This is a genomic window from Streptomyces sp. NPDC012637, from assembly GCF_042954805.1.
GTDB lineage: Bacteria > Actinomycetota > Actinomycetes > Streptomycetales > Streptomycetaceae > Streptomyces.
Map to the genome: position 1 here is coordinate 573,766 of NZ_JBIBDS010000005.1, position 16,043 is coordinate 589,808.

Genomic DNA, 16,043 nt, shown 5'->3' on the forward strand with positions numbered 1-16,043 from the left:
CCTAGGCCCGCTCCGCGAGCCCAGGAAAGGTTACGTCGCTGCCGCGCCAGCGCACCGCGCGCACCGCCGCCTCGCGCAGTGCCGCCGCCGCGTCGCGGCGCAGCGGGCCGTCGGTGGCGCGGACGAGGTCGGAGTAGACGCCGGCGACCCGGTCCTCCAGGACGGCCGCGAGCCGTACGGCGGCGGCCGGGTCCGGTACGGCGAACGGCAGCTCGTAGCCGCCGGCCGCGGCCACGGGGTCGCCGCCCAGGTCCCGCACGGTGCGGCGCAGCGCGTCCCGGCGGGCGCGGTGGGCCTCGTAGGCGGCGGTGGCGTCGGCGCGCCGGGACCCGTCGACGCGGGCGCCGACGACCCCGTAGCCGTACACGGCGGCGTGCTCGGCGGCGAGTGCGGCCTGGGCCGCGTCGAGCGCGCTCATCCGCGGCCCCCTTCGGTCAGCAGGTAGGCGTGCGCCGCGCCGGAGGCGGCGACGGAGGCGAGCAGCCGGGCGTACTCGGGGGGCGCGGTCAGCAGCGCGGCCGTGTGGGTGTCGGCGGTGGCCCGTACGGCGGTGGCGAGGTCCCGGAGCGCCGCGGCGGGATCCGCGGGCACCCGGACGGGGGCGGGGGACCGGGAGGGCGGGGGAGCGGACGACGGGGTGGAGGGCGAGGCGGACGCGGTCGGGCCGGGGGCGGGCGCCGTGCCGCCTTCGCCCAGCGCCTTCACCTGGGCCGCCACCGACGCCCGCAGCGGCGCCAGCCGGGCCGCGAGGGCCGGGTGGCCCTCGATGACCGCGTCGTACCGCAGCAGCAGGGCGCGACTGGTGCTCGCCGACCGGGCGCGCAGCGCGGCCTCGGCGGCCGCCGCCCGCTCGGCGGCGCTCGGCTTCCTCGGGCCGCCCCGTTCCCCGTCGGACGTGCAGCCCGAGAGCGTCACCGCCGCCCCTGCCGCACCGGCCGCGCCCGCCGTCAGGAGCGCGCGTCTGCCCACCGTCGTCACGCCTCCTCCTCCCTCGCGTGTTCGAAGATCCTCAAGATCGCCGCAGGCGAGCGTACCCGCGACCCCCGGCCCGGTGGACGGCAACACCCTCCGGGACCGGATACCCTTTGATCTGACACGCGACGAACCCACAACAGCACACGCGGCCGAGGAGTCACCCGGATGAGCACCACCCAGAACGAACGGCTGCGCGGTCTTCTGGAGCCGCTCGTTCACGCGAAGGACCTCGACCTCGAGGAGATCGAGGTGTCCCGGGCCGGCCGTCGCGGACTGCTGAGGGTCGTCGTCGACTCGGACCAGGGCGTCGAGCTGGACCTCTGCGCCGAGCTGAGCCGCGTCATCTCCGAGAAGCTCGACGAGACGGACGCGATGGGCGAGGGCGAGTACGTCCTCGAAGTCAGCTCCCCGGGCGCCGACCGTCCGCTCACCCAGCACCGTCACTACCTGCGTGCCACCGGCCGTCTGGTCAAGCTCCAGCTGACCCCCGAGGCCGGCGGCGGCGAGGTCGTCACCCGTGTCCTCGCGGTGGACGAGGACGGTCTGGACACCGAGGTTCCGGGCGTGAAGGGCCGCAAGGCGACCGCCCGCCGGATCGAGTTCTCCGAGATCGCCAAGGCGCGTGTCGAGATCGAGTTCAACCGCAAGGACAAGAAGGAAGAGGAGGCGTAGCCGTGGACATCGACGTGAAGCTCCTGAAGGGCTTGGCACAGGAGAAGGAAATCTCCTTCGAGATGCTGGTCGAGGCGATCGAGTCGGCCCTCCTCATCGCCTACCACCGCACCCCCGACGCCCGCCGCCACGCGCGCGTGGAGCTGAACCGGCAGACCGGTCACGTGACGGTGTGGGCGAAGGAAGACCCCTCCGAGCTGGAGGAGGGCCAGGAGCCCAAGGACTTCGACGACACGCCGTCGGACTTCGGCCGGATCGCGGCGAGCACCGCCCGCCAGGTCATCCAGCAGCGGCTGCGCGACGCCGAGAACGACGTCACCTTCGGCGAGTACGCGCGCCGCGAGGGCGACATCGTGGCCGGCCAGGTGCAGCAGGGCAAGGACCCGCAGAACGTCCTCGTCCGGCTGGACGACCGTCTCGAGGCCATCCTCCCGAAGCAGGAGCAGGTGCCGGGCGAGGACTACACGCACGGTCTCCGGCTGCGCACGTACGTCGTCCGGGTGGCGAAGGGTGTGCGCGGTCCGTCCGTCACCCTTTCGCGCACCCACCCCAATCTGGTGAAGAAGCTGTTCGCCCTGGAGGTGCCGGAGATCGCCGACGGTTCCGTCGAGATCGCCGCCATCGCCCGTGAGGCCGGCCACCGCACCAAGATCGCCGTCCGTTCCACCCGTTCGGGTCTGAACGCCAAGGGCGCCTGCATCGGCCCCATGGGCGGCCGGGTGCGCAACGTGATGGCGGAGCTGCTCGGCGAGAAGATCGACATCGTCGACTGGTCGGACGACCCGGCCGAGCTGGTGGCCAACGCGCTCTCTCCCGCGCGGGTGTCCAAGGTCGAGATCGTGGACCTGGCGGCCCGTTCCGCCCGGGTGACGGTGCCCGATTACCAGCTGTCGCTGGCCATCGGCAAGGAGGGCCAGAACGCCCGCCTGGCCGCGCGGCTCACCGGCTGGCGGATCGACATCCGTCCGGACACCGAGCAGCAGGGTGAGGGCGCCGCCCGCTAGCGGGGGCGCCTGGTCCCGTACCGGCACTGATCCTTTTTGGCCAACGACTGTTCGATTTTTGCCCCGAACGGGTGAGGTCGGTACGGGGAGGTAGACTTAACGTGTCTGGCCGGACGCATGCCCGCGTGTGCCCTGAGCGAACCTGTGTGGGATGCCGGGAGCGAGCGGCCAAGAGCGATCTGCTGCGGATCGTGATGAATAAGGACGAGTGCGTTCCCGATCATCGCGGTACGCTGCCCGGCCGGGGTGCGTACCTGCACCCCGCCTTGGTCTGTCTCGACCTGGCGGTGCGCCGTCGGGCTTTCCCGCGGGCCTTTCGGGTCCAGGGGCCGCTCGACACCACGGCGCTGCGCGCGGATGTCGAGCAGACCGCATCGTAGAGATGTACGGCACAAAAGATGTACGGCACGGAACACCCCGTGCGGTCAGGTACCTCGCGAGTTGGAAGTAGGTCGAGATTGCGATGAGCACTCGATGAGTACGCGATGAGTACGCCCATGAAGTAGCGACGGTCCGGCGGTAACCGGACCTAAAAGGAGCGAAGTGGCTAAGGTCCGGGTATACGAACTCGCCAAGGAGTTCGGCGTGGAGAGCAAGGTCGTCATGGCCAAGCTCCAAGAACTCGGTGAATTCGTCCGTTCGGCGTCCTCGACGATCGAGGCGCCGGTCGTGCGCAAGTTGACTGATGCGTTGCAGGGTCCCGGCGGTGGCGCCGGCAAGACCGCTGCGAAGCCTGGCGCGCCCCGCAAGGCGGCGCCCTCCCCCAAGCCCGCGGCGCCCTCTCCGGCCGCTGCGGCCCGTCCCGCTGCCCCCAAGCCCGGCGCCCCGGCCCCCAAGCCGGCCCCCGCCGCGCCTGCGGCCCCGGTCACTCCGGCCGCGCCCGCGAGCAGCACCCCCTCTCCGGCTCCGGCCGCGTCGGGCCCCCGTCCGGGTCCGAAGCCCGCGCCCAAGCCGGCTCCCGCCGCCCCGGCTCCGGCCGCGCCGGAGTTCACCGCGCCTCCGTCGGCCCCGGCCGCCGGTCCGCGTCCCGGTGGCGCGGCCCCCGGCCCGCGTCCGACCTCTGCCCGTCCGGGCCAGCAGGCGCCGCGTCCGGGTCAGCAGGCTCCCCGTCCGGGTCAGCAGGCCCCGCGTCCGGGCGGTCGCCCGGCCGGCCCGCGTCCGGGCAACAACCCCTTCACCTCCGGTGGCTCCACCGGCATGGCGCGCCCCCAGGCGCCCCGTCCGCAGGGTGGCGCTCCGCGTCCCGGCGGCCAGGGCGGTCCCGGCGGCGCTCCGCGCCCGCAGGGTCCCGGCGGCGTTCCCGGCGCTCCGCGCCCCCAGGGCGGCGCTCCGCGTCCGACCCCCGGTGGCATGCCCCGTCCGCAGGCTCCGCGCCCCGGCGGCGCGCCCGGCGGTAACCGTCCGAACCCGGGCATGATGCCGCAGCGTCCCGCTGCCGGCCCGCGTCCGGGCCCCGGCGGCCGTGGCCCGGGTGGCCCCGGCGGTCGTCCGGGCGGTCCCGGCGGCGGCGGTGGTCGTCCCGGCTTCGCCGGTCGTCCGGCCGGTCCCGGCGGTGGCGGCGGCGGCTTCGCCGGTCGTCCCGGCGGTCCGGGTGGCGGCGGCGGTCGTCCCGGTGGTCCCGGTGGTGGCGGCGGCGGCTTCGGCGGTCGTCCCGGCGGCTTCGGCGGCCGTCCCGGCGGCCCGGGTGGCCGTGGTGGCACGCAGGGCGCCTTCGGTCGTCCCGGTGGTCCCGCGCGTCGTGGCCGCAAGTCGAAGCGTCAGAGGCGCCAGGAGTACGAGGCCATGCAGGCCCCGTCCGTGGGCGGTGTGATGCTGCCTCGCGGTGGCGGCGAGACCATTCGCCTGTCGCGCGGTGCGTCCCTCACCGACTTCGCGGAGAAGATCGGCGCCAACCCGGCGTCGCTCGTCGCGGTCATGATGAACCTCGGCGAGATGGTCACGGCCACGCAGTCCGTCTCCGACGAGACGCTGCAGCTCCTCGGCGACGAGATGAACTACACGGTTCAGATCGTCTCCCCCGAGGAGGAGGACCGTGAGCTGCTGGAGTCCTTCGACCTCGAGTTCGGCGAGAACGAGGGCGGCGAAGAGGCCCTGGTCTCCCGTCCGCCGGTCGTGACCGTCATGGGTCACGTCGACCACGGTAAGACCCGGCTCCTCGACGCGATCCGCAAGACCAACGTGGTCGCGGGCGAGGCCGGTGGCATCACCCAGCACATCGGTGCCTACCAGGTCGCGACCCAGGTCAACGACGAGGACCGCAAGATCACCTTCATCGACACCCCGGGTCACGAGGCGTTCACCGCCATGCGTGCCCGTGGTGCGAAGTCGACCGACATCGCGATCCTCGTGGTGGCGGCCAACGACGGTGTGATGCCCCAGACGATCGAGGCGCTGAACCACGCCAAGGCGGCCGACGTGCCGATCGTGGTCGCGGTCAACAAGATCGACGTCGAGGGTGCGGACCCGGTCAAGGTGCGCGGTCAGCTGACCGAGTTCGGCCTCGTGGCCGAGGAGTACGGCGGCGACACGATGTTCGTCGACATCTCCGCCAAGCAGGGCCTGAACATCGACAAGCTGCTCGAGGCCGTCGTCCTGACCGCCGACGCCGCCCTGGACCTCCGGGCCAACCCGGACCAGGACGCGCAGGGCATCGCGATCGAGTCCCACCTCGACCGCGGCCGTGGTGCGGTCTCGACCGTCCTCGTCCAGCGAGGCACGCTGCGCATCGGCGACACGATGGTCGTCGGCGACGCGTACGGCCGTGTCCGCGCGATGCTCGACGACAAGGGCAACAACGTCGAGGAGGCGACCCCGTCGACTCCGGTCCTGGTCCTGGGTCTCACCAACGTCCCGGGTGCCGGCGACAACTTCCTCGTCGTCGACGAGGACCGCACCGCCCGCCAGATCGCCGAGAAGCGCGCCGCGCGTGAGCGCAACGCCGCCTTCGCCAAGCGCGTCCGCCGGGTGTCCCTCGAGGACCTCGACAAGGTGCTCAAGGCCGGTCAGGTCCAGGAACTCAACCTCATCATCAAGGGCGACGCGTCCGGTGCGGTCGAGGCCCTGGAGTCCTCGCTGCTCCAGCTCGACGTCGGCGAAGAGGTCGACATCCGCATCCTGCACCGCGGTGTGGGTGCGGTCACCGAGTCGGACATCGACCTGGCCATGGGCTCCGACGCCATCGTCATCGGCTACAACGTCCGTGCGGCCGGCCGTGCCGCGCAGATGGCGGAGCGCGAGGGCGTCGACGTCCGGTACTACTCGGTCATCTACCAGGCGATCGAGGAGATCGAGGCGGCGCTCAAGGGCCTCCTCAAGCCCGAGTACGAAGAGGTCGAGCTCGGTACGGCGGAGATCCGCGAGGTCTTCCGCTCGTCCAAGCTGGGCAACATCGCCGGTGTCCTCATCCGCTCCGGCGAGGTCAAGCGCAACACCAAGGCGCGCCTCATCCGCGACGGCAAGGTCGTGGCGGAGAACCTCAACATCGAGGGTCTGCGTCGCTTCAAGGACGACGTCACCGAGATCCGCGAGGGCTTCGAGGGTGGTATCAACCTCGGAAACTTCAACGACATCAAGATCGACGACGTCATCGCGACGTACGAGATGCGCGAGAAGCCGCGCGCGTAACGCACGGGATCGCGTCCGGGGCCGGTCGGCGGGAAGTATTTCCGTCGATCGGCCCCGGCCGTTGCGTGTACGGTTTTGATGTTCCTGCCGGGCGTGGGCCCGGCAGGCCGTCGAACCCGAACCGGCGGGACATCCGGCACCGCATGTACGTGGGGACTCTGTCCTTCGATCTGCTCCTCGGCGACGTTCATTCGTTGAAGGAGAAACGCTCCGTCGTCCGGCCCATCGTCGCCGAGCTCCAGCGCAAGTTCTCCGTGAGCGCGGCCGAGGTGGGCGACCAGGACCTCCACCGCAGGGCCCGTATCGGGGTCGCTCTGGTGTCCGGGGACGCGGGGTTCGTGTCGGACGTGCTCGACCGCTGCGAGCGGCTGGTCGCGGCCCGGCCCGAAGTGGAACTGCTGTCCGTGCGACGCAGGCTCCACACTGATGAAGACTGAATGAGCAAGGCAAAGAAGGAGAAGGACCAGTGGCCGACAACGCGCGGGCGAAGAAACTGGCGGACCTCATCCGGGAGGTGGTCGCCGAGAAGCTGCAGCGCGGCATCAAGGACCCGCGCCTGGGCACGCACGTGACCATCACGGACACCCGCGTCACCGGCGACCTGCGGGAGGCCACGGTCTTCTACACGGTCTACGGCGACGAGGAGGAGCGGGCCAGCGCCGCCGCCGGCCTGGAGAGCGCCAAGGGCATCCTGCGCTCGGCCGTCGGCCGGGCCGCGGGCACCAAGTTCACCCCGACGCTCACGTTCGTGGCGGACGCCCTCCCGGAGACCGCCCGGAACATCGAGGACCTGCTCGACCGGGCGCGCGCCTCGGACGCCAAGGTACGCGAGGCGTCCTCGGGCGCCGCCTTCGCCGGTGAGGCCGACCCCTACAAGAAGCCGGGCTCCGACGAAACGGACGAAGCCGCCGAATGAGCCAGCAGTACCAGAAGACGCCCGACGGGCTTGTCATCGTCGACAAGCCGTCGGGCTTCACTTCGCACGACGTCGTGGCCAAGATGCGCGGGATCGCCAAGACCCGCCGGGTCGGCCACGCCGGCACGCTCGACCCCATGGCCACGGGCGTCCTCGTCCTCGGCGTGGAGCGGGCCACCAAGCTGCTCGGTCACCTCGCGCTGACCGAGAAGGAGTACCTGGGCACCATCCGCCTGGGGCAGACCACGATCACCGACGACGCCGAGGGCGAGATCACGGCGTCGGTCGACGCGTCGAAGGTCACCCGCGAGCAGATCGACGCGGGCGTGGCCGAGCTCACCGGCGACATCATGCAGGTGCCGTCGAAGGTCTCCGCGATCAAGATCGACGGCAAGCGGTCCTACGCGCGGGTGCGCGGCGGCGAGGAGTTCGAGATCCCGGCCCGTCCGGTCACCGTCTCCTCCTTCCGCGTGTACGACGTGCGCGAGGACACCGCGGAGGACGGCACGCCGGTCGTGGACCTGGTCGTCTCCGTGGTCTGCTCCTCCGGCACCTACATCCGGGCGCTCGCCCGTGACCTCGGCGCCGGTCTCGGCGTGGGCGGCCATCTGACCGCGCTGCGCCGCACCCGGGTCGGACCGTACAAGCTGGACGGCGCGCGGACCCTGGACCAGCTCCAGGAGAACCTGACGGTCATGCCGGTCGCCGAGGCCGCCGCGGCGGCGTTCCCGCGCTGGGACGTCGACGAGCGACGGGCCCGGCTGCTGCTGAACGGCGTCCGGCTCGAGATGCCGGCGTACCCGGCGGGCCCGGTCGCGGTCTTCGGACCGGACGGGCGGCTGCTCGCGCTGGTCGAGGACCAGCGGGGCAAGGCGAAGAGCCTGGCCGTCTTCGGCTGAGCCGCTCACTCACGGTGGGGCGGGCACGTGCGCGTGCCCGCCCCACCGTCATGTCCGCGACTTCACCCCTACGGAGAAGCGCTCGAAGCGAACGGGGGAGTGCGAGGGGGCGCGTTCGGCTCACGCGCTTCTCCCGCTGATCACCGCCGACCTACCGTCGGACCATGGGGAGCGGGGACCTGGCGACACTGGTGCGGATCGAGGACCCGCGCGGCCGTCCTCTCGGCACGGGATTCCTCGCCGACCACCAGGGCACCCTGCTCACCGGCCACGAGGTCGTCGCCGGACACGACGGCCTGCTGGTGAGCGTCCCCGGCGGCCCGGCCCGCCGCGCCACGGCCGCCGACATCACCCCGCTGCCCGAGAGCGGGCTCGCCCTCGTCCGTACCGGCGGACTCGCCGCCCGCCCGCTGCCCCTCGCCCACCGGCAGGACATCGAGCCCGGCACGTACGTGCGGATCTCCGCGCACGGCTGGCGCGAGGCCCGCGTCCTCGGCACCACCGCGGGAACCGCCCTCGAACTCGCCATCGGCACCGAGGGCGCCGAAGCCCTCCACGACGGCGGGACGGCCGCCGGCGGGCCCGTCCTCGACCCCGCCACCGGAGCCGTCCTCGCCGTCCTCGGCACCGCCGCCCACGGCGACCGGCGCGCCGCGGGCCACGCCCTGCCGATCCCTCCGCTCGGACCGCTCGCCGCACTGCTCCGCCGCAACGCCGCCACCGTGCCCTGCTACGGCCGCGACCTCAACCCGGCCGGGGTCCTGGAACTCACCGCCACCACCACCGGCACGCTCGACGACCTGCCCGAGCCGCGCGTCCTCGACGACGGCGCCGCACCCGTCCGCGCCGTCGTCGGCACGCCCGGCACCGGCCGCACCACCGCCCTGGCCGGCATCGCCGCCGCGCGCGCCGGCGGCCCGGCGCCCGCGCCCACCGTCTGGCTGCGCGGCGCCGACCTGCGCGCCGACGACCGCTGCGTCGCCGCCGCCGTCGGCCGGGCCCTGCGCCGGGCCGGCCGGGTCGCCGCCGCGTCCGGCACGCCCGGCGACCCCGCCGCCGTCACCCCCGAGCAGGCAGCCGCGCACGGCCCGCTCCTGATCCTCCTCGACGCCCCGGAGGAGATGCCGCCGCTCCTCGCCCACCGCCTCGCGCCCTGGACCGCCGCCACCGAGGAGTGGCTGACCGCCCACGGCGCGCGGATGGTCGTGGCGTGCCGCCCCGAACACTGGGAGCAGGCGGCCGGCCTGTACGCGACGGAGCCCGCCGTCACGCTCCTGGGCGACCTCACCGAGGCGGAGGCGGCGCAGGCCCGGCGCCGTCACGGAGTCCCGGACGACGCCGTCGCCGAGGCCGACGCCCTGCATCCCCTGGCGCTCCGGCTGCTGGGCGAGCTCCGGACGGCGGCCCGGGGCGAACTGACCGGCCGGCCCGGCCGCTACGAGATCTTCCAGGCCCACCTGGACCTGATGTGCCTGCGCGTCGCCGTCCGGATCGCCGCGGCAGGCCGCCCCGTCCTGCGGGGCACCGCGGTCCGCCGGCTCGCCGCCCGGGTCAGCGGCCAGGTCCACGAGGCCGCCCGCCGCTGCCTCGGCCCCGGCCAGGGCGAACTGGACCGGGAGTCCTTCGAGGAGCTGTTCCCCTGGCGCACCGGCTGGGCCTCCGCGGTCCTCACCGAGACGCTGCTGGTCCCGGCGGGCGGCGGCTACCGGTTCGCCCACGAGGAGCTCGCCGACTGGCTCCAGGGCACCCACCTCGACATCGACGGTGCCCTGGACACCCTGATCCACCACCCGAGCACCCTCCCCGTCCCCCGCCACCGCATCGGCCCCGTGCTCCAGTCCCTCCACCACCTCCACCACGCCCACGGCCCGGACGCCCTGGTCCCGCGCCTGTTCGCGCTGGTGGACGCGCTGGCGGCCCTGGCGGGCGGGGCGACGGGACCGGCGGAGACGGCCGCCGAGGTCGCCGCCGAGGCCGGCGAGGGGGTCTGGTGGGCCTCGCGGCTGCTCGCCGGCGTGTTCGGCGGGCTCGAGGACCTGCGGCCCTACACGGGAGTGCTGCGCAGGCTGGCCGACCGGGTCGCGGAACGCGGGGCGTTGCCCGGCTTCGGGGCGGAGTTCTGGGCCGGGGTGCGCGTGCCGGAGGGCGAGCGGCTCGAGTTGCTGCGGCGGCTGGTCGCGGCGGAACCCGCGCCCGAGGGGCGGTTCCTGGACCTGGCCGCCGCGCGACTCGTGGCGGACCCGCGCGGCGTGCAGCCGCTGCTGTGCCGGTGGTTCGGGGACGAGCGGATCCTCGCCGGGGCGCCCGGGGCCACCGTCGGCAGGGCCGCGCAGGCGCTCCTGCACACCCATCGCGCACTCGCCGTGGACGACCTGTGCGAGGCCCTGGTCGCCACCGCGCACCCGCTCGCCGAAGGCCTGCTCGCGGCGCTCGCCGAGGACGAGCCCGCGGCGCTGTGCCGGGCCGTGGACCGCTGGGCACACGACGACGGGCGCCCGGAGCGGCGCGCGGCGGCAGCGGCGTACGGACGGCTCGTCGCCCCGCACGTCACCGACCCGGCCGACCGCAGCACCCTGCGCTACGCGGCGCTCGCGCTGCTCGCCCGCCCCGCCGACCAGCCGCTGCACGGCATCGCCCTCGGGATACTGCTGCGGGACCCCGGCACCCGCGACCGCTTCCTGCCGCGGGCGCTCGCCGAACCGGGCGTACCGGCCGACGCCCTGGCCGCCGCACTGCCCACCCACCCCGACGCCGTCCTCGACGCGCTCCGCACCCGGCTCCACGGCGCCGAGGCCGCGCCCGTGCTCACCGTCCTCGCCGACGTCGACCCACCCCGCCTCGCCCGCCGCGCCGCCGCCCTCGTCGCCGAGTACGCCGAGCAGCGCCCCGAGGGCGCGCCCCTCGTCGCCGCGTTCGTCGACGCGCGTCTGGAGAAGGGGCCCGAGGTCCGCTGCGTCCTCCACCCCCTCGTCGTCCGCCTGCTCGCCCTGCCCGCCCAGCGCGCCGCCCTCGGTCCCGTGCTCGCCGCACCCGGAACCGGAGCCTCCCGCTTCCTCCGCCGCGAACTCCGAGACGAGGCGCACACCATGCCGATGCCGACGCAGCCGCATGCTCATGGCAGTCTTAGACCTGCGCCAACAGGCGTACACGCGGACATGGGTACAGGCGGACGAGGAGCGGTCACAGTGCAGCGCTGGCGTGGCTTGGAGGACATCCCCCAGGACTGGGGACGCAGCGTCGTCACCATCGGCTCCTACGACGGGGTGCACCGCGGGCACCAGCTGATCATCGGCCGCGCCGTGGAGCGCGCCCGCGAGCTGGGCGTCCCCTCGGTCGTCGTCACCTTCGACCCGCACCCCTCCGAGGTCGTCCGCCCCGGCAGCCACCCGCCGCTGCTCGCCCCGCACCACCGCCGCGCGGAGCTGATGGCGGAACTCGGCGTGGACGCCGTCCTGATCCTCCCCTTCACGGCGGAGTTCTCGCAGCTGTCCCCGGCCGACTTCATCGTGAAGGTCCTGGTCGACAAGCTGCACGCCAGGTGCGTGATCGAGGGACCCAACTTCCGCTTCGGCCACAAGGCCGCCGGGAACGTCGCGTTCCTGGCCGAGCTGGGCGCCACCTACGACTACGAGGTCGAGGTCATCGACCTCCGGGTGCGCGGCGCCGCCGGCGGTGGCGAGCCCTTCTCCTCCACGCTCACCCGCCGGCTCGTCGCCGAGGGCGACATGGCGGGCGCCGCCGAGATCCTGGGCCGGCCGCACCGCGTCGAGGGCGTCGTCGTGCGCGGCGCCCAGCGCGGCCGCGAGCTGGGTTTCCCGACGGCCAACGTCGAGACCCTGCCGCACACCGCGATCCCCGCCGACGGCGTGTACGCGGGCTGGCTGACGGCCGCGGGCGAGCGGATGCCCGCCGCGATCTCGGTGGGCACCAACCCGCAGTTCGACGGCACGGAGCGGACGGTGGAGGCGTACGCGATCGACCGCGAGGGCCTGGACCTGTACGGCCTCCACGTGACCGTCGACTTCCTCGCCTACGTGCGCGGCATGCTCAGGTTCGACACGCTCGACGACCTGCTCGTGGCGATGGCCGAGGACGTCAAGCAGTGCCGCGAGCTCACGGCCACGTACGACCGCGAGCACGGCCACGCCTGAGCGGTGCCGGGCGGCGCACCGGCCCGGATCCGGGTCCGACGGGCGCGAGCGAACGCCGCGCCCGTCCCGGCCCTCACCAGGTGACGAGGAGCTCCTTCGGGCCCCGGATCAGTCCCCTGGACTGGAACGGAACCTCCTCGGGCCGTACCGCGAGGCGCAGCTCCGGGTAGCGGGCGAGCAAGGTCGAGAGGATCACCTCGGACTCCATCCGGGTCAGCATCGCGCCCATGCAGTGGTGCGGTCCGTGCCCGAAGGACACGTGTCCGACGCCCGTACGGTCGAAGTCGACGGTGTGCGGGTCCGTGAACACCGCCGGGTCCCGGTTGGCGGCCAGATACGACGCGTACACCGCCTCACCGGCCCGGATCACCGCCCCGCCGACCTCGACGTCCTCCAGCGCGATCCGCGGCAGCCCCACGCCGTTGCGGTGCGGGATCCAGCGCAGCAGCTCGTCCACGGCCTGCGGGAGCAGCTCGGGCTCGGTGCGCAGCCGGTCCGTCAGGTCCGGCCGGGTGAGCAGCAGGTAGACCATGTTGGCGCTGTTGTTCCGGACCGCGTGCGCGCCGCTGATCAGGATGGCCATCGCGAGCGACACGGCCTCGTCGCGGTCGACGCGGCCGTCGGCCAGGGACTCGGCGAGCACCCCGCCCAGGTCGTCGGAGGGCTCGGCGAGCCGCCGCTCCAGGAGGCGGCTGATGTAGCCGTGGATCTGGGCCTTCGCCGCCCGGCTGCTCTCCGGGCCGGGGCCCGACGACAGGATGAGATCGGGCCAGGAGGCCAGCTCCGCGCGGTCCTCGTCGGGGATGCCGAGGAGGTCGCAGACGACCGCCATCGGCAGCGGCCCGTGCAGGTGCTTCATCAGGTCGGCCGGGCGGCCGGACCTCTCCATGGCGTCGAGGAGCCGGTCGGTGGTCGCCTGGGCGAGCGGGCGCAGCCGTTTGGTGGACTGCCCGGTGAAAGCTTTCGTCACCGCCTTGCGCAGCTGGGTGTGGTACGGCGGATCGGCGTAGTTCAGGGCCGCCTTGGAGGACACCATGTGGCCGGTCATCCCGGTCACCTGCCGGTCGAGGAGAGCCGTCCGGCTGAAGCGCGGATCGGAGGTCACCGTACGCACGTCGTCGTACCGGGTGACCAGCCACGCCTCGTGGTCCGCGCCGAACGGCAGCCGGATCCGGGCGACGGGCTCCTCGTGGAGCAGTTCGAGCAGCAGCGGGTCGAAGTCGAGGGCGGGGAGATCCTCGACCGCCCAGTTGCGGACGGCAGGCCGCGGCGCGGCCGTCGGTTCGGAGGTCATGAGAACCGTGTTCCCGGCCGCCCGTGGCCACGACACGCCGAGCGCCGACAGCCCCCCGGACGGAGCACGCGCCCTCCTCACGTGCGGTGACGCTCCGCGGTCGGGCCGTCGCTCGCGCGGTTGCGAGGTCAGGACGACGGGGTGAGTGTGGGCCCAGTTCACGGCGAACGAGACGAAGGAGCGCGTGTCGTGGTGACTCTGTGCAAGCCCGCGGTGGCCGTACCCGAGTACGTGATCACGATGGAGGAGACCCTCGACCTCGCCCGCGCACGCCATGCCGACCACCCCCAACTGGCCCTCGCCCTCAGGCTGATCGGGAACACCGGGGTGACCCGTCGGCACATCGTGCAGCCGATCGAGGAGACCCTGAAGCATCCCGGATTCGAGGAGCGCAACGCACTGTACGAGGCCGAGGCGAAGGCCCGCGTACCCGCGGTGGTCAAGGAGGCGCTGCACAACGCCGGGCTGCGGCCCACCGACATCGACATGATCGTCTACGTGTCGTGCACGGGCTTCATGATGCCCTCGCTCACCGCCTGGCTGATCAACAGCATGGGCTTCCCCAGCCACACCCGTCAGCTGCCGATCGCGCAGCTCGGCTGCGCCGCCGGCGGAGCCGCGGTGAACCGGGCGCACGACTTCTGCACCGCCTACCCGGACGCCAACGTCCTCATCGTCGCCTGCGAGTTCTGCTCGCTGTGCTACCAGCCCACCGACCTCGGCGTCGGATCGCTGCTGTCCAACGGCCTGTTCGGCGACGCGGTCGCCTCCGCCGTGGTCCGCGGCCGCGGCGGCACCGGCATCGCCCTGGAGCGCAACAACTCCTACCTCGTACCCGACACCGAGGACTGGATCGCCTACAGCGTGCGCGCCACCGGCTTCCACTTCCTCCTCGACAAGCGGGTGCCCGGCACCATGGAGCCGCTCGCACCCGCCCTGCGCGAACTCGCGGGCGAACACGGCTGGGACGCCGGCGACCTGGACTTCTACATCATCCACGCGGGCGGCCCCCGCATCCTCGACGACCTCAGCCACTTCCTCGAAGTGCCGCCGGAGGAGTTCCGGTTCAGCCGGTCGACGCTCACCCAGTACGGCAACATCGCCAGCGCCGTCGTCCTCGACGCGGTGCGCAGGCTCTTCGAGGAGGGCGGTCTGAAGGAGGGCGCGCGCGGCATCCTCGCCGGCTTCGGCCCCGGCATCACCGCCGAGATGTGCCTCGGACGGTGGACCAACGGCCAGCCCGCGCACGAGCCCGACCTCAACGCCCGCCGGATCGTCGGCTATTCGTCCCGGCGTCCCGCACCGGCCCGTACCGCCGCCGCCTGACTCCCACCTCACCTCACTTCACCCACCTGACCCGGCCCGGTCCGGCCTCGCCCGATCCGATCCGGTCTCATCCACCCCCCTGTAGCACCGCAGAGGAGCTCCGCATGTCCGTCACGCCACCGTCGTCCCGCAGATCCCTGCGCGGTCCCGCGGCCCTGGCCGTCCTCGTCGCCGCCGCCTCGCTCACCGGCGTGCCCGCCCACGCCTCCGCCCGGGTACCCATGCACCAGTGCTGGGTCAACGACGTGGCCGCGCCGCCGGGGAACCAGGTCAACGGCACGGCGGGAGACGACCACATCTTCTGCGACAGCGATCTCGACGGCGTCACCGTCTCGGGCGGCGCCGGCAACGACATGATCGAGGTACGCGGCCTGGTCATCGACTCCGCCATCCTGGGCGGCGAGGGCAACGACGTCATCCGCGCCAAGCACCTGGTGCCGCAGACCACCTTCAGCATGGTCCGGGGCAACCGCGGCAACGACATCATCAAGGTCGCCACCGTCCACGGCGAGGGCGCGGAGCGCGGCGCCGTCGTCCACGGCGACGACGGCGACGACACGATCACCACCGGCTCCGTCTTCGGCGCGCCCGGCCAGTTCAACCGCGGCGGCGGCATCGTCACCGGCAACGACGGCAAGGACACCATCAGGACCGGGATCATCGACTTCTCCGGCCGCGTCCTCGGCGGCAGCGAGAACGACAAGATCGAGGCCGCCGCGCTGGGCCCGGAGTCCGGCGGCCTGATCCAGGCCGGCCCCGGCGACGACACGATCCAGGGCCACGACGGCGCCCTCCTGATCGTCGGCGAGCACTGGGGCACGGTGGACGCGGGAGTCGGCAAGGACACCTGCACGGTGAAGTCGGTCTCGACGCGGACCTCCATCAGCTCGTGCGAGGTCCTCCCGAAGGGCTCGGTCACCCAGAAGCCCTCGGGCAAGCCGCAGAACCCGTCCGCCCCGGCCACGGCGGCGAAGCCGGCCAAGCCGGCCGAGGCGGCTGCGCCCGAGAAGCCCGCCGGGAAGCCGGCGGAGCACGCAGGGTCCGTGAAGCCCGCCGGGAAGCCGGTGGAGCAGGCCGGACCCGCGGAGCCCGCCGGGAAGCCGGCGGAGCATGCAGGGTCCGCGAAGCCCGCGGCGAAGCCGGCGGAGTAGGGCGGCCTGCGGTGGCCCGTGGGCAGGCAAG

At 73.4% G+C, this 16,043-nt stretch carries 13 protein-coding genes and 1 pseudogene; 11 read left to right on the forward strand and 3 right to left on the reverse strand.

Translation table 11 applies throughout. The features are described 5' to 3' along the window. Position 1: 1 nt before the first annotated feature. Both ACFY8W_RS22955 and ACFY8W_RS22960 read right to left on the reverse strand, forming a co-directional pair. Entirely contained in the window at positions 2–418 is a 417-nt protein-coding gene (locus ACFY8W_RS22955; protein WP_391108135.1) for a DUF4439 domain-containing protein, read from the reverse strand. Continuing rightward, positions 415–978, reverse strand: a complete 564-nt coding sequence (locus tag ACFY8W_RS22960; RefSeq protein WP_391108138.1) for a hypothetical protein — start codon at positions 976–978, stop codon at positions 415–417. Before ACFY8W_RS22960 ends, ACFY8W_RS22955 begins: the two co-directional genes overlap by 4 nt. 162 nt (positions 979–1,140) lie before the next feature. Here ACFY8W_RS22960 and rimP point away from each other — a divergent pair, with 162 nt between their 5' ends. The 9 genes and pseudogenes from rimP (at position 1,141) to ACFY8W_RS23005 (ending at position 12,241) form a co-directional block, all read left to right on the forward strand. Next, positions 1,141–1,647, forward strand: a complete 507-nt coding sequence (gene rimP, locus ACFY8W_RS22965; RefSeq protein WP_391108141.1) for a ribosome maturation factor RimP — start codon at positions 1,141–1,143, stop codon at positions 1,645–1,647. A gap of 2 nt (positions 1,648–1,649) precedes the next feature. Continuing rightward, positions 1,650–2,651: a transcription termination factor NusA gene (gene nusA, locus ACFY8W_RS22970; RefSeq protein WP_391108144.1), complete on the forward strand. Its 1,002-nt coding sequence runs from the start codon at positions 1,650–1,652 to the stop codon at positions 2,649–2,651. Between the two features lie 101 nt (positions 2,652–2,752). Continuing rightward, positions 2,753–3,031: a DUF448 domain-containing protein gene (locus ACFY8W_RS22975; protein ID WP_391108147.1), complete on the forward strand. Its 279-nt coding sequence runs from the start codon at positions 2,753–2,755 to the stop codon at positions 3,029–3,031. A gap of 163 nt (positions 3,032–3,194) precedes the next feature. Beyond that, positions 3,195–6,275, forward strand: coding sequence for a translation initiation factor IF-2 (gene infB / locus ACFY8W_RS22980; protein ID WP_391108150.1), 3,081 nt, complete (start codon positions 3,195–3,197; stop codon positions 6,273–6,275). 143 nt (positions 6,276–6,418) lie between these two features. Next, positions 6,419–6,712: a DUF503 domain-containing protein gene (locus ACFY8W_RS22985; protein WP_365348776.1), complete on the forward strand. Its 294-nt coding sequence runs from the start codon at positions 6,419–6,421 to the stop codon at positions 6,710–6,712. A gap of 29 nt (positions 6,713–6,741) precedes the next feature. Further along, positions 6,742–7,191 carry a 30S ribosome-binding factor RbfA gene (gene rbfA, locus ACFY8W_RS22990; protein ID WP_391108153.1) on the forward strand — a complete coding sequence of 150 codons (450 nt, stop codon included), beginning with the start codon at positions 6,742–6,744 and terminating at the stop codon, positions 7,189–7,191. Next, positions 7,188–8,090: a tRNA pseudouridine(55) synthase TruB gene (truB, locus tag ACFY8W_RS22995; protein ID WP_391108156.1), complete on the forward strand. Its 903-nt coding sequence runs from the start codon at positions 7,188–7,190 to the stop codon at positions 8,088–8,090. The genes rbfA and truB overlap by 4 nt, the downstream gene beginning before the upstream one ends. A 164-nt stretch (positions 8,091–8,254) precedes the next feature. After that, positions 8,255–8,698, forward strand: a pseudogene (locus tag ACFY8W_RS23000) (trypsin-like peptidase domain-containing protein); the annotation flags it as partial. 2,577 nt (positions 8,699–11,275) lie between these two features. After that, a complete protein-coding gene (locus ACFY8W_RS23005; protein WP_391108300.1) occupies positions 11,276–12,241 on the forward strand; it encodes a bifunctional riboflavin kinase/FAD synthetase in 966 nt (321 codons plus the stop codon). A gap of 73 nt (positions 12,242–12,314) precedes the next feature. Here the strand turns inward: ACFY8W_RS23005 and ACFY8W_RS23010 are convergent, their stop codons facing one another. Beyond that, positions 12,315–13,535 carry a cytochrome P450 gene (locus ACFY8W_RS23010; protein WP_391108158.1) on the reverse strand — a complete coding sequence of 407 codons (1,221 nt, stop codon included), beginning with the start codon at positions 13,533–13,535 and terminating at the stop codon, positions 12,315–12,317. Between the two features lie 147 nt (positions 13,536–13,682). Here ACFY8W_RS23010 and ACFY8W_RS23015 point away from each other — a divergent pair, with 147 nt between their 5' ends. Together ACFY8W_RS23015 and ACFY8W_RS23020 are read left to right on the forward strand one after the other, a co-directional pair. Next, positions 13,683–14,861 (forward strand): 3-oxoacyl-[acyl-carrier-protein] synthase III C-terminal domain-containing protein, encoded by a 1,179-nt coding sequence (locus tag ACFY8W_RS23015; RefSeq protein WP_391108303.1) that lies wholly within the window; start codon positions 13,683–13,685, stop codon positions 14,859–14,861. A gap of 104 nt (positions 14,862–14,965) precedes the next feature. Continuing rightward, positions 14,966–16,012: a hypothetical protein gene (locus ACFY8W_RS23020; protein ID WP_391108161.1), complete on the forward strand. Its 1,047-nt coding sequence runs from the start codon at positions 14,966–14,968 to the stop codon at positions 16,010–16,012. The last annotated feature ends 31 nt before the right edge of the window (positions 16,013–16,043 follow it).

Coding starts and splice junctions, on each gene's coding strand:
- ACFY8W_RS23020 (WP_391108161.1), top strand. CDS start 14,966: ATGTCCGTCACGCCACCGTCGTCCCGCAGATCCCTGCGCGGTCCCGCG.
- ACFY8W_RS23010 (WP_391108158.1), bottom strand. CDS start 13,535: ATGACCTCCGAACCGACGGCCGCGCCGCGGCCTGCCGTCCGCAACTGG.
- rimP (WP_391108141.1), top strand. CDS start 1,141: ATGAGCACCACCCAGAACGAACGGCTGCGCGGTCTTCTGGAGCCGCTC.
- ACFY8W_RS22955 (WP_391108135.1), bottom strand. CDS start 418: ATGAGCGCGCTCGACGCGGCCCAGGCCGCACTCGCCGCCGAGCACGCC.
- ACFY8W_RS22985 (WP_365348776.1), top strand. CDS start 6,419: ATGTACGTGGGGACTCTGTCCTTCGATCTGCTCCTCGGCGACGTTCAT.
- truB (WP_391108156.1), top strand. CDS start 7,188: ATGAGCCAGCAGTACCAGAAGACGCCCGACGGGCTTGTCATCGTCGAC.